Genomic DNA, 22,748 nt, shown 5'->3' on the forward strand with positions numbered 1-22,748 from the left:
CCGGACAGCCGGCAACCCGCACCCGAAAAGCAGAACGCCCGGCCGGGGAAACCCCAGCCGGGCGCGAAACCACCGAGATCAGGAAGACTGCCCGGTCCCGGGCTCGACGAACTCGTAGATGGTGGCCTGCGGGTTCTCGTAGACCTTGCGCACCTCGGGCAGTCGTTCCAGGGCCATCAGCCCCGGCGCGGGCCGCGAGTTCTGCCGCACGTAGCCCGCGCCGACGACGGCGTACTTCACGCCGAGCGCGTTGATGGCCTTGCGGACGTTCGGGTCCTTGCCGATGTCCTGCAGGTGCCAGGTGATCCGACCGGCGTTGGTCTTCTCGTCGGCTCCGTAGAACGTCCACTCCACGGGCTTCACGCCGGCGAGCGCGTACATCCACACGGAGCCGTCCAGCCGGTCGTTGACGACCGGGCGGTCCTTCGAGTGCCGCGCGAGCCACTGGTAGGCCTCGCGCTCTCCCCTGGTGACCGTCGCACCCTCGTTGTTGGTCTCCGACAACCGTTCCGCGTTGCGCCCGATGTACGCACCCTTGCCCAGCAACCCGAGCACGAGCACGGCGGCGAGCCCGAACGCGACGGGCACGACGAAAGCGGCCCGCTGCGGGCTGACACGAGAGCCGAGCTTCGCCGTCAACGCCGTGGCGACCGTGAAGCCGCAGTAGCCCACGGCGATGGCGCCGGCGAGGGGGATCAGGGCCGCGAAACGCCAGGCGTCGTTGTAGAACGGGCCGCTGAGCGTGTTGATCAGGTCGTTGTTCAGCGACGCGGTGCCGGCGTACATGCCGCCGACCACGACGAACGCGGCGACGACCCACAGCATGACCCGGTGCTTGATCATCAGGATGATGCCGGTGATCGCCGCGAGGCCGAGGAACCACTGCGGGAACGCGGCGACCGGCGAGAACAGCAGCGTCTGGCCGACGCCCTCCGCGGGCGAGGCGAACTCGTCCCACTGCGCGCCGGTGACACCGGCGGACTGCACGAGCGCCGGCAGCATCACCGGGATCACCGCGACGAGCCCGAGCACCGCCGTGATGGCGAGCGGCTTCCAGCTCACGCGCCAGTCGATCGGCTCGAACCTGAGGGCCAGCGCCAGCGCCAGCATCAGCAGGTACACGAACGCGATGAACACGAGGCTCGTGTGCAGGCCGGTCAGACCGGCGACCGCGAGCGCGAGGCCGAGCGGTCCGGTGAGGCCGGGCGTGGTGAGGATCTTGCGGGCGATGGCCAGCACGGCGGGCACCAGCGCGACACCGGCGACGTACGGCCACAACGGGCCGCGCCACAGCGAGTCGTACGGGAACGCGGTGAACCACGTCGACACGGCGGCGGCGATCGCGGCGCCGAGCGGCGGCATGCGCCACGCCAGCGCCATCGCGGCGATGCCGAGCGGCCACGCGAGGACCACCGAGAGCGCCGCGAGGTTCAGCAGCTCCGGCATGCCCGCCGCCTTGTCGAGCAGCGGGGCGAGCAGCGCGTGGTAGGTGTTGGGGTAGAAGTACTTCGTGCCCGCCGGCAGGTTCGCGATCTGGGCCAGCGCGGACGGCAGCGCGGTGGCGTGCTCGGAGATCCACCGGATGGCGTTGCCGTGGTACGGCGCGTCCCAGTCCTGGTTGACCGTGCTGAGCGTGCCGCCGATGCCGCGCAGGAACGTCGCGGCGCCGACCGCCATGCCGAGCACGACGCCGCCGAGGACGACGAGGTTCTCACCGAGCGAGCGCTGGGGCTCCTCGATCAGCGGCTCGCCGCCGGTGCGGCGCGCGACGAGCCACGTCACCACGCCGACCACGGCCGCCAGCACCACCGTCCACAGCGCCAGGGACAGCAGGTTCCAGGCGATGCCCAGGTTGCCGATCACCAGCGTGCCGAGCGCGACGGTGCCGAACGTGAGCACCGGCGCCGCGGCCGCGAGGGTCCAGCCTCTCAGCCGCAGCGCGAGCCCGACCGCGAGGCCGGGCAGGATGAACGCCAGAACGACGAATGCACCCATCAGAAGTCAGTTCCTCGGATCAGCCGGTCACCGCGGCGGACTTCGCCTTGACCTCGGCGACGGCGCGGTGCGAGGGGAGGATGCGGCGGCGTTCGTCGTCGGCGTCGAGCTTGCCCGCGACGAGGTCGAGGAACCGGTCGAGCTGGGTGGCGAGCGGCTCCCGTGCCGTGACCAGCTCGGGGATCTCGATGACGGTCTGCTGGCGGTAGCCGCGGCCGTCCGGGTCCGAGTCGTGCGAGATGTGCTTGTAGATCGTCACGTCGCGGCGCAGCAGGTCGACCTCGATCGACCGATCCAGCTCCTGGATCGTCAGGGAGCGGATCTTGCGCTGGCCGATGCGGCTCGCCGAGACGCTCGCGATGCCCCCGGAGGGGAACGTGAGCAGCGTGTCGACCACGTCCTCCGCGCCCGGCACCGACGACGGGTGGAACTGGGCCACGCCGGCCGACACGCGCTCGGGCTCGGCGCCGCCGAAGCACTGGATGGCGAGGTCGACGTCGTGGACCAGCAGGTCCCACGCCACGCCGGTGAGGATGCGCGGCGCGTACGGGGAGTGGCGCTGCGCCGAGACGTAGACCGGCTCGGTCAGCAGGCCGAGAGCGGTCATGACGGCCGGGTTGTAGCGCTCCAGCAGGCCGCACATGATCGGCAGGCCCTTCGACTCGGAGAGCTTCAGGACCTCCTCGGTCTGCTCCAGCGAGGCGCAGACCGGCTTCTCGACCAGCAGCGGCTTGTTCTTCTCGAGGATCTCCAGCGCGAGGCCGTGGTGGCTTTCGGTGCTGGAGGCGAGGACGACCGCGTCGATGTCGGTCAGGTCGCCCATCTCGGGCGCCCACGACGTCTCGAACTTCTCGGCGGCGGCCTTGCCGATCTCCTCGCGCGGGTCGACGATCAGGGCGAGCTCGGCGCGTTCGGACTGGGCGGTCACGCGGGCGTGCAGCGAGCCCATGTTGCCGACGCCGATGACCGCGATGCGGGGGAGGTTGCTCATGCGCCCAGCACCTCGCGCACCGTCGAGATGATCGTGTCGAGCTCGGCGTCGGTCAGCTTCGGGTGCACCGGCAGCGACAGGGCCTGGCGGGCGACGCGCTCGGCGACCGGGACGTCGGAGATGACGACCTTCGGGTTGTCGCGGTAGCAGTCGTAGTCGAAGACCGTCTTCGGGTAGTAGATCCCGTTGCCGATGCCCTTCTCGGTCAGCTTCGCGGCGAACTCGTCGCGGCTGATCGGGGCGTCGTCGGTGATCAGGACGGTGTACTGGTGCCAGACGTGCGTGCGGCCCGGCAGCACCTGCGGCAGCCGCAGGCCCTTGACGCCCGCGAGGCCCTTGGTGAGGGTCTCGGCGTTGGCCTGGCGCGCCTTCGTGATCGTCTCGAGGTTCTCCAGCTGCGGGATGCCGATCGCCGCGTGGATGTCGGTCATGCGGTAGTTGTGACCGGCGACCTCGTACTGGTAGCGCTGGCGCATGCCCTGGTTGCGCAGCACGCGCAGCCGGTCCGCGAGGGTGTCGTCCGACGTCGTGATGACGCCGCCCTCGGCGGTGGTGATGTTCTTGGTCGCGTAGAGCGAGAAGCAGCCGAGGCCGAAGCTGCCGGACGGGCGGCCCTCGTAGGTGGCGCCGACGGCCTGGGCGGAGTCCTCGACGAGCGCGAGCCCGTGCTCCTGGACGAGGGGCATGATCTTGCCCATGTCCGCCATCTGCCCGTAGAGGTGCACGGGCATGAGCACCTTGGTGTTCGGGGTGAGGGCGGCCCGGACCTGGTCCGCGTCGATGTTGAAGTCGTCGTCGCGGATGTCCGCGAACCGCGCGGTCGCGCCGGCCTCGAGGATGGCGTTCAGGGTCGCCACGAAGGTGAACGGCGAGGTGATGACCTCGTCACCCGGCTGCAGGTCGAGGACCTGCAGCGACGCCACGAGCGCGGTGGTCCCGTTGTTCACGGCCACGGCGTGCGGAACTCCGGCGACGCCCGCGAAGGCGTCCTCGAAGCGCTTGACCATCGGGCCCTGCGCGATGGCTCCCGAGCGCAGCACTTGGAGCACCAGCTGCTCGGCGGCAGCGACGTCAACAACAGTAATCGGGATCATTCAGCAGTCTCTCGCCTTCGGGGATCTCCACCGGCGCGGCCGGTACAGTGCTCTGGCCTGCACGCGGGGCCCCACGCTACCCGTATGGGCGATACCGCCTGTCCCCACCTCCTGATCGGACGCCCGTGGTCAACCACATCCACCCCAGTGCCGTCGTCGGTGACGGTGTCGAGCTCGGCGACGGCATCACCATCGGTCCGGGCGCCGTCGTGCTCGGCCCGTGCGTCGTCGAGGACGGGGCGTGGATCGGCCCGGGCTGCGTGATCGGCACCCCGCCCGAGATCACCTCCGCCGAGCACAACCGGGCGTGGGACGGCGAGCTGGCCCACGCGGGCGTGCACATCGGTGCGCGGGCCGTCGTCCGCGAGCTGAGCACCGTCCACCAGGGCTCCTACCGCGCGACGACCGTCGGCGCCGACTCGTGGCTGCTCAACCGCGTGTACGTGGCGCACGACAGCCTGGTCGGCTCGGGCGTGACCCTGTCCGCCGGCGTCTCGCTCGGCGGGCACGTGCAGATCGGCGACAAGGTCAACGTCGGCATGAACGCCTCGGTGCACCAGCGCCGCGTGATCGGCGCCGGCGCCATGGTCGGGATGGGCACGCCCGTCTCGAAGGACGTGCCGCCGTTCGCCCGCGCGTACGGCAGCCCGGTCCGGGTGCACGGCGTCAACTCGGTCGGCATGAGCCGCTCGGGCATCTCCGACGCCGCGATCGAGGCGCTGACCAGCGCTTACGCCGCCGGTCAGCTGCCGGGTGAGATCCCCGCCGAGCTGGAGCTCGCCTTCCGGTGGTGGACCGAGGTCGACCCGCAGAAGCCCCTGGTCGGCTAGAACCAGCGTTCGAGGATCATCGCGACGCCGTCCTCGGCGCTGGACGCGGTGACCTCGTCGGCGGCGGCGAGCGCGGCCTCGTGCCCGTTCGCCATGGCCACGCCGTGACCGGCCCACCGGAGCATCTCGACGTCGTTGGGCATGTCGCCGAACGCGATCACGTCCTGGGCCGTGACGCCGAACCGTTCGACCACGTCGGCGAGCCCGGACGCCTTGGTGACGCCGTGCACGGACAGCTCGATCAGCCCGTTGTTCGTGGACCAGGTCACGTCGACCTGGTCGCCGAGCACCCCGCCGATGCCCTCCGCCATCTCGCCGCTGGTCATGTTCGTGTGCCTGACCAGCAGCTTGATCGCCGGGTGGCCGAGCGTCTCGGCACGGGTCGCGCCCACGTTCGGCCCCTCCGGCCACGGGTGCGTGTAGCTGATCTCGGCGACGAACGTGACGTCGTCGACCGCCGTGCCCACGCGTTCGACCGCGAAGGCGCAGCCGGGCAGCGCGTTGTCGATCGCGGAGGCGATGTCGTGCAGCTGCACCGGGTCGAGCGTGCGCGCCCAGACGATCTCGTCGCGGCCGATGTCGTAGAGCACCGCGCCGTTCGCGCACACCGCGAGGCCGTCGAGCCCGGCGGCCTTCGCGATCTGCGGCACCCACCGCGGGGGCCTGCCGGTGGCCAGGACGAACGGCACGCCCGCCTCCAGCACGCGGGCGACGACCGCGGCCGTGCGGGGAGTGACGATGTCTCCGGGGGGCGGGGTGAGCAGGGTGCCGTCGACGTCCGATGCGACCAATCTGGGCTGTTCCACGCCCCCATGGTGCCTGGTCCGAGTTCGGTACCGGCTGAACAGCTGGTTACCGTACGACCGTGCGCGCTGGAATCGTGATCCTTCCCGAACACCGGTGGTGGATGGCCGAACCCAAGTGGCGCGCCGCCGAGGAGTACGGCTTCCACCACGCGTGGACCTACGACCACCTCGGCTGGCGCACCCTGGTCGACGGCCCGTGGTTCGGCGCGGTGCCGACACTCACGGCCGCCGCGATGGTCACCTCGCACATCCGGCTCGGCACGTTCGTCGCGAGCCCCAACTTCCGCCACCCCGTGCCGTTCGCGCGGGACCTGCTGGCCCTCGACGACGTGTCGGACGGGCGCTTCACCCTTGGCGTCGGCGCAGGTGGCGCCGGGTACGACACGACCGTCCTCGGCGAGGAGCCGCCGCTGCCGCGCGACCGCACGGCCCGGTTCACCGAGTTCGTCGAGCTGCTCGACCAGCTGCTGGTCAAGGACCGCACGTCGTGGCGGGGCGAGTTCTACGCGGCGGAGGAGGCCCGCGGCGCACCCGGTTGCGTGCAGCGGCCGAGGCTGCCGTTCCTGGTCGCCGCGAACGGCCCGAAGGCGATGGGCGTCGCCGCGAGGTTCGGCCAGGGCTGGGTCACCACCGGGCCGCCGACCGAGGACGTCGAGGCGTGGTGGCGCGGCGTGCGGACGCTCTCGGAGCAGTTCACCGAGACCTTGGCCACAGAGGGCAGGACCACGCGCGTGCAGCGCTTCCTGAACCTCGACTCGGCGCCGGTGTACTCCCTGTCGAGCGCGCAGTGCTTCCAGGACGCCGCCGGCAGGGCGGCCGCGCTGGGCTTCACCGACGTCGTCGCCCACTGGCCGCGGCACGACGGCGTGTACGCGGGCAGCGAGTCGGTGGTCGAGGAGATCGCGGCGGACGTTCTGCCCGTTCTGGGCCACTAGGACATCTTGGGCCGCTAGGACATCTACGGTGTCCACCGTGCGACATGTCGTGGTGATCGGTGGCGGAATCGTCGGGCTCGCGGTGGCGGACGAGCTCGCCTCGCGGGGCTCCCGCGTGACGGTGCTGGAGAAGGAACGCGGCTGGGGCGCGCACCAGACCGGCCACAACAGCAACGTCGTGCACGCCGGCCTCTACTACAGGCCCGGCTCGCTCAAGGCGCGGATGTCCGTCGCGGGCAACGCGTCCATGGTCGCCTTCGCCCGCGAGCACGGCGTGCCGGTCGACGTCTGCGGCAAGCTCGTCGTGGCGACCTCCGAGTCCGAACTCCCCCGCCTGCACGACCTCGCGGCACGGGCCGAGGCCAACGGCGTCCCGGCGAAGCTGATCTCGGCCGCCCGGGCGCGCGAGCACGAACCCGAGGTGTCGTGCGTGGCGGCGTTGCGCGTGGAGAGCACGGCGATCATCGACTTCCCGGCGGTGTGCGCCGCGCTGGTCGGCAGGCTGTCGTCGCACGATCTGCGCCTGCGGTCACCCGCGCTGGCGATCCGGTCGGTCCCCGGCGGCGTGGAGGTCGCGACGCCGCAGGGCGTGGTCAGGGCGGACGCGCTGGTGAACTGCGCGGGCCTGCACAGCGACCGCGTGGCACGGCTCGCCGGCCTGACCCCGTCGGCCCGCATCGTGCCGTTCCGCGGCGAGTACTTCGAACTGCGCCGCACCGGCCTCGTCCGCGGCCTGATCTACCCGGTGCCGGACCCGACGCTGCCGTTCCTCGGCGTGCACCTCACCCGGATGCTCGACGGCAGCGTGCACTGCGGCCCGAACGCCGTGCTGGCGCTGCGCCGCGAGGGCTACCGGTGGCGCGACTTCTCGCTGGCCGACGTGGTCGACGTCGCCCGCTTCCCCGGCACCTGGCGGCTGGCCCGCAAGTACGCGCGCACAGGGGCCGAGGAGGTTCTCCGCTCGCTCTCGCGCAAGCGGTTCGCCGCCTCGCTGGCGCGGCTGGTCCCGGCCGTGCGCGAGGACGACCTCGTGCGCGCCGAGGCGGGCGTGCGGGCGCAGGCGATGCTGCCGGACGGGTCGCTGGTCGACGACTTCCTGATCGAGACGGCGGAACGGCAGGTGCACGTGCTCAACGCGCCGTCTCCGGCCGCGACGGGGTCACTGGAGATCGCCCGGCACGTCGCCGACAAGATCATTACTCCGTTGGAGTGAACCCCGGCCGCTAGATCGACTACTCAGCGCTGCATACTCACCCGACCTGGTGACACCGCCGAGCTGAGAGGGACCTCCGCATGCGCACGATCACCCATGCCGAGTTCCTGGCGCTGAAGCGGTTCCCGGCGCTGGACGGCATGAGGGCGATCGCCGCCGTGATGGTCGTCTTCTTCCACTTCGCCGGCCCGAACTGGAAGTGGCTCAACGGCTGGATCGGCGTGCACCTGTTCTTCGTGCTGTCCGGCTTCCTGATCACCACGCTGGCCCTGCGCGAGGAGAGCCGCGCCGGGAAGCTGTCGCTGCGCGACTTCTACCTGCGGCGGGCGTTCCGGATCCTGCCCGTGTACTACGCGGTGCTGCTGGTCGTCGTCGCGTTCCTGTGGCTGCGCGGCGAGTTCACCGCCTACCGGCTGCCGGACCTGCTGCCGTACTACCTGACCTTCACCAACGAGTGGGCGATGCCCGGCCAGATCTACGGCCAGTCGTGGACGCTCGGGGTCGAGCAGAAGTTCTACCTGGTGTGGCCCGCGCTGATGTTCACCGTGGGCGCGTTCACGCTCAAGCGCCGGCTCCCGATGACGATCGGCCTCATGGTGCTCGCCGTGTTCGGGCACTTCTCCGGTATCTCCGGCCTCAGCGCCGCCGCCTACTTCATGATCCTGCTGGGCTGCCTGCTCGCGCTGGTGATGCACAGCCCCGGGGCGTTCGCCGTCGTGCGGCCGTTCACGCACCCGCTCGCCGCGCTGCCGGTGCTCGTGGTCGCCGCGCTGGTCCAGACGAACATCGCGGAGATCGACGCGGTGTTCGGCGGCAGCGGCGGCCTGATCCCCGTCGCGCTGTACGGCGTCGCGATCGCCCTGCTCGTCACGTCGACGCTGGGAGGCGGCCCGGTGCGGTGGCTGCTGTCGGTGCGGCCGATGGCGTTCGTGGGTGAGCGGTCGTACTCGCTCTACCTGGTCCAGGAGATCGCGTGCTTCGCGGTGATCTACACGATCCCGCGGCTCAGCACGCCGAGGCTGGCGGCGGCCGTGGTGATCACGCTGGTGGCACTGGTCATGGCGGACCTGCTGTACCGGTGGGTGGAGCTGCCGATGATCGACCTCGGGCGGGCTCTCATCACGAGGCCGCACGCCCGGAAGACGGCTCCGGCTGCCGCGGTGCGACAGCCGGAGCTCACCACTACCTCGGCTGGAGGACTTCCAGGCCCCCCATGAACGGGCGCATCGCCTCGGGCACCACCACCGAGCCGTCGGCCTGCTGGTGGTTCTCCAGGATGGCGACGATCCAGCGGGTCGTCGCCAGGGTGCCGTTCAGGGTGGCCGCGATCTGCGACTTGCCGTTCTCGTCGCGGTAGCGGACGTTGAGGCGGCGGGCCTGGAACGTGGTGCAGTTCGAGGTCGAGGTCAGCTCGCGGTACTTCTGCTGGGTCGGGACCCACGCCTCGCAGTCGAACTTGCGGTGCGCGGACGTGCCGAGGTCGCCGGTGGCCGTGTCGATGACGCGGTACGGCACCTCGATCTTGGCGAGCATCTCCTCCTCCCAGCCGAGCAGCCGGGCGTGCTCCGCCTCGGCGTCCTCGGGGCGGACGTAGGAGAACATCTCGACCTTGTTGAACTGGTGCACGCGGATGATGCCGCGGGTGTCCTTGCCGTACGAGCCGGCCTCGCGGCGGTAGCACGACGACCAGCCCGCGTAGCGGCGTTCGCCGTCGAGGATCTCGTCGGCGTGGTAGCCGGCGAGCGGCACCTCCGACGTGCCGACGAGGTACAGGTCGTCGTTCGGCAGGTGGTAGATCTCGCTGGAGTGGGCGCCCAGGAAGCCGGTGCCCGCCATGATCTCGGGGCGGACCAGGGTCGGCGTGATCATGAGCTCGAAGCCGTTGGCCGTGGCCTGCGCCGCCGCCATGTTGAGCAGCGCGAGCTCCAGCTGCGCGCCGACGCCGCGCAGGAAGTAGAACCGCGAGCCGCCGACCTTCGCGCCGCGTTCCATGTCGATCGCGCCGAGCCTGGTGCCCAGGTCGAGGTGGTCGAGCGGCTCGAAGTCGAACTGGCGCGGCTCACCGACGTGCTTGACCACGCGGAAGTCGTCCTCGCCGCCGACCGGGGCGTCCGGGTGCACGAGGTTCGGGATCCTGGCCAGGAGCTCGTTGACCTCCTCGGCGGTGGCGTTCTGCTCGGCCTCGGCGGCCTTGACCTCGGCGGCCAGGTCCTTCGCCTTGACGAGCAGCGCGGCGCGGTCGTCGCCCTTGGCCTTGCCGACCTCCTTGCCGAGCACCTTCTGCTCGGCGCGCAGGGTGTCCGCGCGGGAGATGGCGGAACGCCGGCGCTCGTCCGCGGACAGCAGGCTGTCGACGACGGCCTCGTCCTCGCCACGGGCGCGCTGCGAAGCGCGCACGATCTCCGGGTTCTCGCGCAACACCTTGAGGTCAATCACCCTGAAAAGGGTAGTCCCCGCCGCGCCCGCGCTTCATCCGGATATCCGTTCGGCCTGTTCAACGGACGGATCACGCCAAAGCGGAGGGACCCGGCACCTGAGGCGCCGGGTCCCTCCGCGGTCGTGCCACTAGCTGATGGCGACCGCCACCACGAGGCCGAGGGCGACGTGGGCCGCCGCCACGACCACGGAGGCCGGGGCGAAGCGGTCGGACTCGATGATCGTGCCGATGTCGAGCTTGGTCACGTACTCCAGCAGGCGCACCGCGGCGACCTGCACGACGATGCCGACGAGGCCGTAGATCAGCGCGGACAGCAGGCCCTCGTCGAGCTTGCCCACCGAGCTGGTGATCGCGATGACGACGATGAACGCCATCGAGACCAGGCCCGAGGAGGTCACGATGACGGCGTTCGGGGCGCCGTTGCGGACGAGGGCGGACAACTTGCCCGGCGTCGTCCAGTCGATCGCGTAGAAGCCGAAGACCATGAGGACGAGACCGACGACGGCGTACAGCGCGATCGCGCCGATGTTCCGACCCAAGGTCGCGCCGAAGCCGGGATCCAACGCGAGCAGCGTGGTCGTCATGTGCTGTTCCCTTTCGGTGTCTCACTCAACAATTCGATGCGGCACGAACGCCGCGCCATCGTCGGTCACCAGACCGACCGTTTCCCGGATGCCGAGGCCGGCGGACGTGTCGCCCACGACCCAGGCACCCAACGCGGGGCGGTAGCCGTCGAAGTCCGGAAGCGGATCGAACAGCTGGTAGACGAATCCTTCTTTGCCGTACACGCCACCGGTCTGCGTTTCGTAGCCCGGAGCGACGATCTGGATGTTCGCACCCTCGCGGCCGAGGATCGGCTTGCGCACGTACTCGGTGAGCATGCCGGGGTCGTTCAGGTAGGCGGGGAGCAGGTTGGGGTGGCCCGGGTGCATCTCCCACAGGATCGCGAGCAGCGCCTTGTTGGAGAGCAGCATCTTCCACAGCGGCTCGACCCAGAGGGTGCCGGGCAGCGCCTCGACGGCGTGGCGGCCGAACTGCTCCTCGACCACCCACTCCCACGGGTAGAGCTTGAAGACCGTGCCCATGGGGGCTTCTTCGAGGTCGACGAACCGGTTGAGCAGCGTGTCCCAGCCGATGTCCTCCATCGCGATGCCCACGGTGTTCAGCCCGGCCTCGGCGGCCGTCTCCTGCAGGCAGGCGATCGTGAGGTGGTCTTCACCGGAGGGGTCGGCGCTCGACCAGCTGAAGTGCAGCTCACCGGACGGGAGCTTGGCACCGATCTCGCCCCAGCGCTCGACCAGGCGCTCGTGCAGCGAGTTCCACTGGTCGTCGTCGGGGAAGACCTCCTCCTTCCAATACCACTGGATGTAGGCGGCCTCGAGCAGCGACGTGGGGGTGTCGGCGTTGTACTCGAGCATCTTGGCCGGGCCCGACCCGTCGTAGCGCAGGTCGAAGCGGCCGTAGACGTGCGGGTCGCGGCGCCGCCACGACTCGGCGATGTGCGGCCACACCCATTCGGCGATGCCGAAGTCGCGGTAGCGCTCGGTGAGGATCACGTTGTCGACCGCGTCGAGGCACATGGAGTGGAGGAGCTCGACGTCGGCTTCGAGCGAGAGGACCTCGCTCATGTCGAACACGTAGTGCACTGACTCGTCCCAGTAGGGGCGTTCGGCGCCGTTCGCGTACTTCGCGGGCAGCCCGAACACCAAGCCCTGGTCGGAGACCGTCCGCTGCCAGTTCGGCCGCGGGTGTGAGGCTTCACGACGCAACTGTGCTCAGCCTCCGCTGCTCTTCGAGCCGCTGTTGACGCCGAACCCACCGCGCTGCACCGACGTGCCCGACTTGGTGGTGACGTTCGCGCCCTTCGGGATCGTGTAGCTGCCGCCGCTGACCTTCTGCCCGACGGTGCCCGCGCCGCCGTAGTTGTAGCGGTACGAGCTGCCGCCGATGTAGATGAAGCCGCCGCTCGAGTAGCCGCCGTGGCTGCGGTAGTAGTTGTCGGAGCAGTAGTCGTCGTCGACGATGACGTTGTTCTGGTCCGTGCACTGCGCCGTGACGTTCTTCGGGCTGGCAGCTGCGTACCAGATCGCGACCAGCGCGATCACGCCCACGGTGACGCCACCGCCGATGAGCAGGCGCTTGCGCGTCTTGCGCTTCTTCTCGAACGCGGCGGACTCGGCGGCGAACCGCTCCTGCTGCGCCTTGAGCGCGGCGGCACGGGCGCGCTGCTCGGCGACCGAGGGCTGGCGCGCCTTGGTCACGCCGGCCTGCTGCTGGCGGACCGCGCCCTTGACGGGCTTCTGCGGCGCCGGCTGGTTCGACCCGGGCTGCTGCTGTGGCGCCGACTGGTACGGCGGCGGCTGTTGCGGCTGACCGGGCGGTCCCGACTGCGGCGTCGGCTGGCCAGGTCCTGGCAGGTTGTTGTCAGTCATCACCACTCCCGCGGGCAAGGTACCTAGCGAGACGTCGGAAACGACGCCGAATCGGTGACGAGTGTCCTAAAAGCAACACTCGACCAACCCGGCGCACAGCCGTCTCACACGGCACGGGCATCATGGATGAGATGTCTCCGAGCGCCGGTTGGTTGAGTCGATCTGGTCACATCCGCGACACGCGGCTTGTGATGGTCGGTGCTTTCGTGGGCGCGTTCGGCCTGTTGATGTTGTCGGCGTTCACGTCTGTGCTGGCAGGAGCCCCTGTCACCACCAAGCGCGAGCTGGTGAACGCCGCGTACCAGGCCGGCGTCGGCGAGTGCCTGAACTGGGAGAAACCCGACCTGTCGGACGCGCAGAAGGTCGACTGCTCGGCCGCGCACAAGTTCGAGGTCACCGGAACGGCGGACATCACAGCCGCCTACCCGAAGGAAGCGCCGTTCCCGGACGCCGCGGCCTGGGAGAAGATCGCCCAGGACAACTGCGCCCAGGCGGCGACCACGTACATGTCCGGCAAGCTCGACCCGAAGGGCAAGTACGGCGTCAGCACCCTGAACCCGGACGAGACCCGCTGGTCGAGCGGCTACCGCCAGCTCCGCTGCGGCCTGCAGGTCACGGCCCCGTCCGGCGCCGCCCTGCCGTCGTACGGCAGCGCGAAGACCCAGGACCAGTCGAACGTGTACGACCCGGGCGTCTGCGTCGCGCTCGCCGAGAACAACACGGTGGGCGACCCGGTCGAGTGCGCCAAGCCGCACGCGTTCGAGATCGTCGGCGTGGTGCAGCACCCCGAAGGCCCCTTCGTCGCGCCCGAGCAGCAGGACAAGGTGATGTCCGAGCAGTGCGCCACGATCGCGGCCGACTACACCGGCGGCGCCGACCTCAAGGCGAAGAAACTGCTGGTCACGTGGGACACGCGGGCCGAGGAGAGCTGGGCCGTCGGCTCCCGCAAGGCCAACTGCAAGATCGGCGCCATCCCCGAGGGCACCAATCTCGTGGCGTGGGAGGGCAGCGTCCGCAACCCCAACGGCGCGCCGCTGACCACCTCGAACCCGCCGCAGACCACGTCGGTCAAGGCCCAGGACGAGCCGACCGGCGCCCCGCTGCACTCCGAGAGCAACGGCCAGCAGTCCTCCGAGGCGGGCAAGCCGTCGGACTCGGACAAGCCCGACAAGCCGTCGTCCAGCACGCCCACGACGAGCACCGAGAACCGATGACCGTCGAGATGACGCGGGCCCGTTTCGACGAGCTCGTCGAAGAGGCCCTGGACCTGGTCCCGCCCGACTTCCTGCACGCGATGAACAACGTCGTGGTGCTCGTCGAGGACCGCAACCCGGACGAGCCGTCGCTGCTGGGCCTCTACCAGGGCATCGCGCTGACCGAGCGCAACACCGACTACGGCGGCACCCTGCCCGACCACATCTTCATCTACCGCGAGGCCATCCTCGACATCTGCGACACCGAGGAGGACGTCGTGGAGGAGGTGACCATCACCGTGGTGCACGAGATCGCCCACCACTTCGGGGTGGACGACGCGCGGCTGCACGAGCTGGGCTGGGGCTAGGCCCCTTCCCGCCTAGATCTCCACGCCCGCCCAGGACCGGCACAGCCAGCCGTCGCCCCCGGACTCGAGGACCACGACGCCGGTGTTCGGCAGCAGGTTCTCCGCCAGTTCCACCGGCACGTTCGACGCCAGCGCCAGCGCGCCCATCCGGCCGGAGCCGCCGTGGGTCACGACGACGACGGTGCCGTCCTGCTCGATCGAGGAGATGGCGGCGAGGAACCTGTCGAGGACCTGCCGCCCGGTCTCGCCGCCGCCGGGGAACGGCACGTCGAGCTCGCCTTCCGCCCACCTGACCACGGTTTCGAGGTACGTGCGGTACGCCTCGGCGTCGTTGCGGCCCTCGAGCGAGCCGACCTGGATCTCGTGGACGCCTTCGAGGACCCGCACGGGCAGGCCGAAGCGTTCGGCGGTGGGGGCGGCGGTCTGCTGGGCGCGCAGGCCGATGCTGGCGTAGACGGCCACGACCTCTTCGGACGCGAGGGAGTCGGCGAGTTCGCGGGCCTGCTTGTGGCCCAGTTCGGTGAGCGGCGGACCCGGCATGGCCGTGTCCAGCTTGCGCTCGATGTTCGACGCCGTCTCACCGTGCCTGACCAGCAGCAACCTCACCCGCGCTCGCCCTTTCTGACAGCATCGACCCAGGTGGCGGCTGCGGCGAACTCGTCGTTGTGGGCCTCGACGGGCCTCTGGTCGGCCTTCGGGAAGGACCCGAGGAACCGGATCTCACGCGAGTGTCGGTGCAGCGCGGCCAGCGCGTCACCGATCCTCGGCTCTGCGATGTGCCCCTCGACGTCGATGTAGAAGCGGTACTCCCCCAGTTTGCCCTTCGTGGGGCGCGATTCGAGACCGGTGAGATTGATCCCACGCAGAGCCAGCTCGGTCAGCAGTTCCGACAGCACGCCCATGCGGTCCGGGGTGGTCACGACGACGCTCGTGCGGTCTGCGCCGGTCGGCTCCGGCAGTGCGCCCGGCTGGCGGAACAGGAGGAACCGCGTGCGCGCGTCGGCCACGTCCAGGACGTCCGTCGCGTACTCCTGCAACGCGTAGTGGTTGACTGCCACCGGGGCCGTCACGGCGGCGTCGAACTCGCCGCGCTCCACGGCGGCGGCGGCAGCGGCGGTGGAGGACGTGGCGATCGAGGTGACGCCCGGCAGCTCCGCGGCGATCCACTCGCGGACCTGCGCCAGCGCGTGCGGGTGCGAGGCGATCGTCCTGATCTCCGTCGTGCCCGGCCGGACCAGGACGCTGAACCGGACGTCCAGCACGGTCTCGGCGACGGCGACGACCGGTTCGTCGCGCACCAGGGCGTCGAGCGTCGCGGGAACGGCGCCCTCGACGGAGTTCTCGATCGGCACGCACGCGAACTCGGTCTCGCCCTTGCGCACGGACGCGATGGCGAGCTGGATCGTCTCCACCGGCACGAGGTCCGCCCCGAAGCGGACAGCTGCCTGCTCGGTGAAGGTGCCCTGTGGTCCGAAGTACGCAATGCGCGGCATCGGATCAGCGTAGTGCGGCGACCGAGGTGGAAATCACGCCTGTGACCACCGCCGGACCTGGGTTCCGCCGAGGCCGTTCGAACTGGAATGCTTGGGGCGTGCCCGCTCTAGCGCCAGAACTCGTGTTGTGCGCGGTCGACGAACCGATGGCGAACGCCTGGCTCGCCGTCGCTGACGGACGCACGGGAGTGCGGGTGCACCGCGGGTCCGTTCTGGACATCCACGCGCAGGCGGTGGTGAGTCCCGCCAACTCGCAGGGCTGGATGCGCGGCGGCATCGACGCCGTCTACGCCACGGCGTTCCCCCAGGTCGAGAACAACGTCCGCAGCGCCGTCCTCGCGTTGCACGGCGGTGAGCTCCCGGTGGGCGACGCGCAGATCGTGGCGACCGGCGAGACCGAGCCGGCCTGGATGATCAGCGCGCCGACCATGCGCCTGCCCGGCGAACGGCTGCCGGTCGACACCGTCCACCCGTACCTGGCGGCGCGAGCCGTGCTCCGGCTGTGGCTCGAAGGCCGGCTGGAGGACGGCACGCCGGTGCGCGACGCCGTCCGCACCATCGCGATGCCGGGGCTCGGCACCGGGGTGGGAGGCGTCGCCCCGTCCACATGCGCGCACCAGGTCGCCATCGCGTGGGACGAGGCGTTCAACCCGCTGCACGTCTGAGCCCAGGTTGTGCACAACCCTGTGGACAGAGTTGTGGACAGCTGTGGACTACTGCCGTGGAGCGACCCATCTCTCCAGGTCGAGCTCATCTGTGATGGGGATGCCGAAGTCACCGACCGCGGGGATCTCGGGTTTGAGCTTGCGGGCCTCGCGCACCGCGTCCGGCCTCAGCGCCGTGATCTTGAAGCCGCGGCGCTGGTAGAAGCGGATCGCGTCGAGGTTGTCGTTGGTGGTCGTCAGCCGCACCCGGTTGCACCCGAGCGTGCGGGCCTGCCGCACCGCGGCGTCGACCAGCGCGGTCCCGACGCCGCGACCGCGCCTGAGCGCGTCGACCGTCACGATCTCCAACTGGTGGTTCGCCACCGCGTAGGTCAGCAGCCCCAGCACGTGACCCTGCTTCTCCACGAGGAAACCCGGCAGACTCGCCGGGAAGAACACCTCTCCGTGCGCGACCGAGGTGTGCGCTCCCCACAGCTCGAGGACCAATCGAGCGACAACTATGCGATCTGCTTCCTCGATCGGCCTTACCGAGCCTTCTGCCATGACAAGAACTGTCTCAATCCGAGTCACGCTCAGGAACAGCCATTCGACGTACGGTGGATTCGTGCCAGTGCGCGTTTTGTTGGTTGACGATCACGAAGTGGTGCGCAGAGGACTGCGCGAGATGCTCGATGACGAGGAGGACATCTCCGTCATCGCGGAAGCCGGTTCCGTCGGCGAGGCGGTGGCACGGGCCGGGCGGACGACGCCCGATGTGGCCGTCGTGGACGTTCAGCTCCCCGACGGCAGCGGTGTCGACCTCTGCCGCGAACTGCGGGACCTCGGCATCCGCTGCCTCGTGCTGACCGCGTTCGACGACGAGGAGGCGCTCGTCGGGGCCATCATGGCCGGTGCGTCGGGATATCTGCTCAAGCAGGTCCGCGGCCAGGACGTCGTGACGGCCGTGCGGGAGGTCGCGGCAGGACGGTCCCTTCTGGACCCCGCCACCACAAGCCGGGTACTCGAACGGATGCGCAACCCGGCCCCGGTCGGACTCACCGACCAGGAGCAGCGCGTGCTCGAACTCATCGGCGAGGGCCTGACAAACCGCCAAATCGGTGAAAGGTTGTTCCTCGCGGAGAAGACCGTGAAGAACTACGTGACGTCGGTTCTGTCCAAACTCGGCATGGAACGGCGCACGCAAGCTGCCGCCTGGGTGGCTAAACGGGGACGGACCAGGTGAGCGTCGTCCCGTTCGGCGAACTCGCGACGCGGAAATCACCGCTCGCCGCCTTCGCCCGTTCCGCGAGGTGCCGCAATCCGCGTTGGGTGACGCCGGACGGGATGCCGCACCCGTTGTCCGCGACACGCAGCAGCAGATGCTTCTCGTCGCGCCGTACGTCGATCTGGACGTTCGTGGCGCCTGAGTGCCGCACGACGTTCGACAACGCCTCGCGCAGCGCCGCCCGTGCGTCGTCGGCGTGCTTGCGCGGCACGTTCGCGAGGTCGCCCGCCACGTGCAGGCGTGGCGCGAAGCCGAGCAGCTCGCCGGCCGTGCGGGCCTCGGCCTTGATGGAGTCGAGCAGGTCGGCGGAGTCGGCGGGGTCGGTGTTGCGCAGCTTGCGGACGGTCGCGCGGACCTCGGCGATGGTCTCGTCGACCAGGTCGACGGCCTCGTTGATCCGGGCGCGCTGCGAGTGGTCGAGCTTCCCACCCAGCCGCCGTTCCAGCAGGCTGAGCTGCACGCCGGCGCCGTAGAGCCGTTGGATGATCACGTCGTGCAGGTCTCGGGCGATCCGTTCGCGCTCCTCGTAGACCGCGACGCGCTGCCGTGCCGTGAAGCCCTCGGAGAGCACGACGGCGAGGCCTGCCTGGGCCGCGAACGCCGACAGCACGTCCACGGTCTCCTGCGTGAACGGCGGCTTGTCCCGGCGCCGGTAGACGGCCAGGGCGCCGATCTTGCGGTCCGAGGTGCCGAACGGCGCCACCGCGAACGGCCCGTAGCTCCTGAGCGCGTGCGGTACGTACGGGGCCGTGCGCGGATCGCTCGTCACGTCGTCGGCCATCACCGGGACGCCCGTGCGCGCGGCCTTGGCGGCGGCGCTGCGCGGGCTGAGCGTCGCCACGACCGGCTCGCCGCTGGACGCCTCGACGGTCAGCGTGCCGTCGTCCTCCTCGGTGGCGAGCATGGCGAGCACGAGGTCGGCGTCCGCGATCTCCGCGGCCGCGTCCACCACGAGCCGCAGCACGTTCTCCGGGTCTTCCAGCGCCGCCGACGTGATCTCGGTCGACGCGACGAGCACGCGCCGCGCGAGGGAGGGGTCCATGGTCCTCAACGGTAGGCGGGCGTGCCGAGGTCCAGCACGAGGTCTGCCCGTGCCGCCTCATCGGGGCGGTGGGTGATGTGCAAGATCGTCCTGCGGTCGCGCCGGAGCTCGTCCAGGAGCTTGCGCGCGGTCGGTTCGTCGAGGTGCGCGGTGGGCTCGTCGAGCAGCACCACGTCGGCGTCGTGCAGCAACGCCCTGGCCAGCGCGAGCCGTTGCGCCTCGCCGCCTGACACCTGGTCCGGCCGGATGACCGTGTCGAGCCGGTCGGCCCACTCCGGCAGGCACGCCTTGCGCAGGGCCTCCTTCAACGCCTCGTCGTCGTGCCGGCCCGACATCCGCAGGTTCTCCCGCACGGTCGTGCTGACCAGCATCGGTTCCTGCGGGCACCAGGTGGCGCGCGGCAGCTCGACGATGCCCCGCTCCGGCTGCAGGAAGCCCAGGAGCAGCGCGAACAGCGTCGACTTGCCGCTGCCCGAGGGCCCGACGATCGCGACGTGCGTGCCGGGTTCGACGTCGAGGTGCAGGTCGGTCAGCGTCGGCTCGGTCGCGCCGGGCCAGCGGACGTCGACGTTCTCCAGCCGGATGCGCTTGCCGCGCAGCGGCTCCGGAGCTTCCGGGGCGTCGAACTGCAGCCGTGCGCTCGCCTCCTGGAGCGCCCTGCGCTGCTGGGCGGCGAGCGGCAGGGCGGCCAGCGGTTCGGCCAGGGCGAGCGGGACCAGGCCGAGCACCGGGTTGCCGGTCGTGGCGCAGACCAGGGCGGCCAGACCGGTCGCGAGCAGGACGATCGCCGTGGCGGCGCCCGTGCCAAACGCTTGCCTGCGCGTCTCCCGCGCGAGTTCGACGTCCTCGGCGTGCAGCTGCGCCAGCAGGCGGTGGTGGGCGTCGTGCGCGATGAGGTCCGGCGCGGCGGTGAGCGCGTTGATCGTGTCCCCGGCGACCTTGCGGCGGCCCCTGGCGAGCTTCGTGCTGGCCCGGCGCTCGGTCCGGACGGCGACGGCCGGTGCGGCCAGCCCGGCCACGAGCAGCAGACCGCCCAGGGTCAGCGCGGCCGCCGGGTCGATGAACGCGAACAGGACCGTGGTCGCGATGCCGGCACCGATCGCCACGACCGGCGGCACGAGCACGCGCGGCACGAGGTCGCGAACCGTGTCCGTGTCTTCGACGAGCCGTTGCAGCCCATCACGCCGTTGGGTCCGCACGAGCCGTAGCCACAGCTCAGCCCGCAGGTTCGTCGCGAGCTTGAACGCCTCGTGGTGCGTGACCAGGCGCTCGACGTACCGGAGCACACCCTTGCTCAGCGCGAACGTCCGCACGCCCACGACCAGCACCGACAGGGTGAGGATCGGGGGCATCTCGGCGGCGCGGGCGATGAGGTGGGCGGCGAGCGCGGTCAGCGCGATGCCCGCGACGGCCGCGAGCACGCCCAGCCCGGCGCCCTTCCACGGGATCGGCAGGCGCTTCGGCCGCTCTTGCTGGGTCTCCTCGGTGACGACCCTGGCGAACGTCTCGTCCTCGGTCGTCTCCTTGTCGCGGTGCGAGGCGAGGACGACGGCCGCGGTGGCGCTGGCTCGCTTGATCGCTTTGTCGACTTTGCGACTTGTCACCGGGTCGAGGTGTGCAGTCGGTTCGTCGAGCAGCAGCACCGTCGCGCCGTGGCGAACCCTCAGCAGAGCGCGCGCGACTGCGACTCGTTGGCGTTCACCGGTCGAAAGGTCCGTGATCTGGCGGTCGAGCAGATGTGCGGCCACGACCTCGTCGGCGACCTGCTCGATGTCGTCCGCTCCGGGAACCGTGAGCTCCAGCTCGGCGCGCGGCGTGGCGGCGGCGAACGCGGGCTTCTGCGGCACGTAGGCGATGTCGCCCGCCACGAACGCGGTGCCGTCCGTCGGCTCCAGGAAGCCCAGGAGCACCTGGAACGTCGTCGACTTCCCGGCGCCGCTCGCGCCCTCGAGCCGGTAGACCTCGCCCGGCCGGACGCTGAAGCTCAGGCCGTCCGGCGCGAACCCGCCGCGCCGCAGCACGCGCAGGTTGTCGACATGCACATTGTTGACATTCCTACAACCGCTGGGCAGGCGCGGGCGCGACCTGTCCTCGTGGTCGACGACCTCGGCGACGCGCCTGACCGCCTCCAGGCCGTCCTCGCTGGCGTGGTGGGCGGCACCGGCCGCCCGCAGCGGCAGGTAGCACTCGGGCGCGAGGATCAGCACGACGAGCGCGGTCATCAGCGTCATGTCGCCGTGCACGAGCCGGATGCCGACGCCGACCGCGATCAGCGCGACGCTCAGGCTGGCGGCGATCTCCAGCACCAGGGCGCTCAGGAACGCGATCTTGAGCGTGCCCATCGTGGCCCTGCGGTGCTGCTCACCGATCTGCCGGACCGCACCGGCCTGCTGCTTCGCGCGGCCGAAGACGGTCAGCACCGGGAGTGCGCGGAGCAGTTCGAGGAGCTGGGCGGACAGCAGTTCGGTGACGTCCGCGGCCTTGCGGACGCGCTTTTCGGTGTACCAGCCGATCAGCGCGGCGAAGACCGGGATCAGCGGCACGGTGACCGCGATCAGCACCGCCGACGGCCAGTCGGTGAAGAGGATCCACGCCCCGGCGAGCGGCGGCACGACCACGGCCGTGACCAGCGCGGGCAGGTAGCGGGTGAAGTAGGCGTCGAGCGCGTCGAGCCCCTTGGTGGCGAGCACCGACAGCTCGGCCGTGCCGCGGTCGGCGATCCAGCCGGGACCGCGTTCGAACGCCTTGGCGAGCAGCTGGGTCCGCAGCTCCTCCTTGGCACCGGCGGCGGCGCGGGCGGCGGCGCTCTCCGTCGCCCACGACAGACCGGCGCGCGCCAGGACCGCCCCGGCCAGCAGCGGGAGACCTTCGCGCGTCGTGATCACCGACGCCAGCGCGACCGCCTGGGCGACGAGCGCCAGGGCGTTGAGGAACGCCAGCGCCCCCACCCCGGCGAGGGCGCGCCTGGCGTTCTTCGAGAGCTGGGGCAGAGCTCCCAGCGGGCCTCGCCTCATCAGTGCGCCGCCGGGATGTGGCGGACGCCGATGCGCTTGCGGAACACCCAGTAGGTCCAGCCCTGGTAGACGAGCACCGCGGGCGTGCCGAACGCCGCCACCCAAGTCATGACCTTCAACGTGTACGGGCTCGACGCGGTGTTGGCGACCGTGAGCGACCACGCGTCGTTCAGCGTCGACGGCAGGACGTTCGGGTAGAGCGAGCCGAACAGGATCGCGACGGTCGCCGCGATCGCCAGGCCCATCAACGCGAACGACTGTCCGTCGCGGTCCGCGACCAGCCGCCACATCGCCAGGCCGAGGATCGCCACGACCACGGCTGCCCAGAGCCCGGCGACGATCGCGAGCAGCGCTACGAGCGGCAGCAGCGCCACCGGCGCCAGCGTGATCGCGACCCGGCGTGCCCGTTCGCGGATCTCGCCCTCGGTCTTCAACGCCGTGAACACGGCGCCGTGCACCAGCGCGTACCCCGCGAAGGCGAGCGCGCCGATGACCGTGTCGAGCCGGATCGCCGCGAAGGGCGAGCCGACGCGGTCACCGTTCGCGTCGATCGGCAGGCCGAGCACCGTCGTCGAGATCAGCAGGCCGACGCAGAGCGTGGCGATCCACGAGCCGGCGACGATGGTCGAGTCCCAGGCTTTGCGCCAGCGCGGGTTGTCGACCTTGCCGCGGTAGTCGAACGCGACCCCGCGGCCGATCAGCGCGATGAGGAACAACGTCAGTGGCAGGTACGCGGCGCTCAGAAGCGCCGCATACCAGCCGGGGAAGGCCGCGAACGTGGCACCGATCGCGACGATGAGCCACACCTCGTTGCCGTCCCAGACCGGCCCGATGGTGTTGATCATGACCCGGCGTTCGGTGTTGTCGCGGCCCAGGACGGGCAGCAGCATGCCGACGCCGAAGTCGAAACCTTCGAGGAACAGGTAGCCGAGCCACAGCACGGCGATGAGCACGAACCAGAGCGTTTCCACGTCGC

At 70.5% G+C, this 22,748-nt stretch carries 22 protein-coding genes; 8 read left to right on the forward strand and 14 right to left on the reverse strand.

Annotated elements, in window-relative coordinates; all coding sequences use genetic code 11:
- Positions 1-78: 78 nt before the first annotated feature.
- Genes BLQ91_RS28460 through BLQ91_RS28470 form a run of 3 tightly spaced genes read right to left on the reverse strand, consistent with a single transcriptional unit; the run spans position 79 to position 4,080 of the window.
- Positions 79-1,995, reverse strand: coding sequence for a DUF6541 family protein (locus BLQ91_RS28460; protein WP_090101664.1), 1,917 nt, complete (start codon positions 1,993-1,995; stop codon positions 79-81).
- A 19-nt stretch (positions 1,996-2,014) separates the two neighbouring features.
- Positions 2,015-2,986 (reverse strand): Gfo/Idh/MocA family protein, encoded by a 972-nt coding sequence (locus BLQ91_RS28465; RefSeq protein ID WP_090101666.1) that lies wholly within the window; start codon positions 2,984-2,986, stop codon positions 2,015-2,017.
- Positions 2,983-4,080 (reverse strand): DegT/DnrJ/EryC1/StrS family aminotransferase, encoded by a 1,098-nt coding sequence (locus BLQ91_RS28470; protein WP_090101668.1) that lies wholly within the window; start codon positions 4,078-4,080, stop codon positions 2,983-2,985. Before BLQ91_RS28470 ends, BLQ91_RS28465 begins: the two co-directional genes overlap by 4 nt.
- A 125-nt stretch (positions 4,081-4,205) precedes the next feature.
- Here BLQ91_RS28470 and BLQ91_RS28475 point away from each other — a divergent pair, with 125 nt between their 5' ends.
- Entirely contained in the window at positions 4,206-4,910 is a 705-nt protein-coding gene (locus BLQ91_RS28475; RefSeq protein ID WP_090101670.1) for an acyl-ACP--UDP-N-acetylglucosamine O-acyltransferase family protein, read from the forward strand.
- Here the strand turns inward: BLQ91_RS28475 and BLQ91_RS28480 are convergent.
- On the reverse strand, positions 4,907-5,716 hold the full coding sequence (locus BLQ91_RS28480; protein ID WP_090101672.1) for an HAD family hydrolase: 810 nt from the start codon (positions 5,714-5,716) through the stop codon (positions 4,907-4,909). The genes BLQ91_RS28475 and BLQ91_RS28480 overlap by 4 nt on opposite strands.
- 59 nt (positions 5,717-5,775) lie before the next feature.
- Between BLQ91_RS28480 and BLQ91_RS28485 the strand changes: the two genes are divergently transcribed.
- From BLQ91_RS28485 to BLQ91_RS28495, 3 genes are all read left to right on the forward strand, one after another.
- Positions 5,776-6,651 carry an LLM class flavin-dependent oxidoreductase gene (locus BLQ91_RS28485; RefSeq protein WP_090101675.1) on the forward strand — a complete coding sequence of 292 codons (876 nt, stop codon included), beginning with the start codon at positions 5,776-5,778 and terminating at the stop codon, positions 6,649-6,651.
- A gap of 37 nt (positions 6,652-6,688) precedes the next feature.
- Positions 6,689-7,864: an L-2-hydroxyglutarate oxidase gene (gene lhgO / locus BLQ91_RS28490; protein WP_090101679.1), complete on the forward strand. Its 1,176-nt coding sequence runs from the start codon at positions 6,689-6,691 to the stop codon at positions 7,862-7,864.
- 80 nt (positions 7,865-7,944) lie between these two features.
- Positions 7,945-9,081, forward strand: a complete 1,137-nt coding sequence (locus BLQ91_RS28495; RefSeq protein ID WP_090101681.1) for an acyltransferase family protein — start codon at positions 7,945-7,947, stop codon at positions 9,079-9,081.
- Here BLQ91_RS28495 and serS read toward each other — a convergent pair.
- The 4 genes from serS to BLQ91_RS28515 all read right to left on the reverse strand — a co-directional run bounded on the left by serS (position 9,047) and on the right by BLQ91_RS28515 (position 12,733).
- Positions 9,047-10,300 carry a serine--tRNA ligase gene (serS, locus tag BLQ91_RS28500; protein ID WP_090101684.1) on the reverse strand — a complete coding sequence of 418 codons (1,254 nt, stop codon included), beginning with the start codon at positions 10,298-10,300 and terminating at the stop codon, positions 9,047-9,049. The genes BLQ91_RS28495 and serS overlap by 35 nt on opposite strands.
- 129 nt (positions 10,301-10,429) lie before the next feature.
- Entirely contained in the window at positions 10,430-10,885 is a 456-nt protein-coding gene (locus BLQ91_RS28505; protein WP_090101687.1) for a DUF350 domain-containing protein, read from the reverse strand.
- Positions 10,886-10,906: 21 nt separating this feature from the next.
- Positions 10,907-12,070 carry a glutathionylspermidine synthase family protein gene (locus BLQ91_RS28510; protein WP_090101689.1) on the reverse strand — a complete coding sequence of 388 codons (1,164 nt, stop codon included), beginning with the start codon at positions 12,068-12,070 and terminating at the stop codon, positions 10,907-10,909.
- A 6-nt stretch (positions 12,071-12,076) separates the two neighbouring features.
- The gene (locus tag BLQ91_RS28515; protein ID WP_342670670.1) at positions 12,077-12,733 is read right to left on the reverse strand and encodes a hypothetical protein; all 657 of its coding nucleotides are present in this window, start codon (positions 12,731-12,733) and stop codon (positions 12,077-12,079) included.
- 191 nt (positions 12,734-12,924) lie between these two features.
- On the opposite strand from BLQ91_RS28515, the gene BLQ91_RS28520 reads away from it, so the two are divergent.
- Together BLQ91_RS28520 and BLQ91_RS28525 are read left to right on the forward strand one after the other, a co-directional pair.
- Entirely contained in the window at positions 12,925-13,947 is a 1,023-nt protein-coding gene (locus tag BLQ91_RS28520) for a septum formation family protein (RefSeq protein ID WP_090101692.1), read from the forward strand.
- Positions 13,944-14,294 (forward strand): metallopeptidase family protein, encoded by a 351-nt coding sequence (locus BLQ91_RS28525; RefSeq protein WP_090101695.1) that lies wholly within the window; start codon positions 13,944-13,946, stop codon positions 14,292-14,294. The genes BLQ91_RS28520 and BLQ91_RS28525 overlap by 4 nt, the downstream gene beginning before the upstream one ends.
- 12 nt (positions 14,295-14,306) lie before the next feature.
- Here the strand turns inward: BLQ91_RS28525 and BLQ91_RS28530 are convergent, their stop codons facing one another.
- Together BLQ91_RS28530 and pheA are read right to left on the reverse strand one after the other, a co-directional pair.
- Positions 14,307-14,900, reverse strand: a complete 594-nt coding sequence (locus tag BLQ91_RS28530) for a histidine phosphatase family protein (RefSeq protein ID WP_090101697.1) — start codon at positions 14,898-14,900, stop codon at positions 14,307-14,309.
- Complete coding sequence (gene pheA / locus BLQ91_RS28535) at positions 14,897-15,787, reverse strand: prephenate dehydratase (RefSeq protein WP_090101699.1); 891 nt, start codon at positions 15,785-15,787, stop codon at positions 14,897-14,899. Before pheA ends, BLQ91_RS28530 begins: the two co-directional genes overlap by 4 nt.
- 146 nt (positions 15,788-15,933) lie before the next feature.
- Between pheA and BLQ91_RS28540 the strand changes: the two genes are divergently transcribed.
- Positions 15,934-16,452 (forward strand): macro domain-containing protein, encoded by a 519-nt coding sequence (locus BLQ91_RS28540; RefSeq protein ID WP_090101938.1) that lies wholly within the window; start codon positions 15,934-15,936, stop codon positions 16,450-16,452.
- Positions 16,453-16,500: 48 nt separating this feature from the next.
- Here the strand turns inward: BLQ91_RS28540 and BLQ91_RS28545 are convergent, their stop codons facing one another.
- Positions 16,501-16,938 carry a GNAT family N-acetyltransferase gene (locus BLQ91_RS28545; RefSeq protein WP_245733866.1) on the reverse strand — a complete coding sequence of 146 codons (438 nt, stop codon included), beginning with the start codon at positions 16,936-16,938 and terminating at the stop codon, positions 16,501-16,503.
- Positions 16,939-17,056: 118 nt separating this feature from the next.
- Here BLQ91_RS28545 and BLQ91_RS28550 point away from each other — a divergent pair, with 118 nt between their 5' ends.
- Positions 17,057-17,674: a response regulator gene (locus BLQ91_RS28550; RefSeq protein WP_281199656.1), complete on the forward strand. Its 618-nt coding sequence runs from the start codon at positions 17,057-17,059 to the stop codon at positions 17,672-17,674.
- Here the strand turns inward: BLQ91_RS28550 and BLQ91_RS28555 are convergent.
- The 3 genes from BLQ91_RS28555 to cydB are packed head-to-tail and all read right to left on the reverse strand — an operon-like array spanning position 17,652 to position 22,743.
- Positions 17,652-18,758, reverse strand: coding sequence for a GAF domain-containing sensor histidine kinase (locus tag BLQ91_RS28555; RefSeq protein ID WP_090101707.1), 1,107 nt, complete (start codon positions 18,756-18,758; stop codon positions 17,652-17,654). The genes BLQ91_RS28550 and BLQ91_RS28555 overlap by 23 nt on opposite strands.
- A gap of 5 nt (positions 18,759-18,763) precedes the next feature.
- Positions 18,764-21,772, reverse strand: coding sequence for a thiol reductant ABC exporter subunit CydD (cydD, locus tag BLQ91_RS28560; RefSeq protein ID WP_090101709.1), 3,009 nt, complete (start codon positions 21,770-21,772; stop codon positions 18,764-18,766).
- Complete coding sequence (gene cydB / locus BLQ91_RS28565; protein WP_090101712.1) at positions 21,772-22,743, reverse strand: cytochrome d ubiquinol oxidase subunit II; 972 nt, start codon at positions 22,741-22,743, stop codon at positions 21,772-21,774. Before cydB ends, cydD begins: the two co-directional genes overlap by 1 nt.
- Positions 22,744-22,748: the final 5 nt, after the last annotated feature.

The sequence above is a fragment of the Lentzea jiangxiensis genome (assembly GCF_900104175.1).
Classification (GTDB): Bacteria; Actinomycetota; Actinomycetes; order Mycobacteriales; family Pseudonocardiaceae; genus Lentzea; species Lentzea jiangxiensis.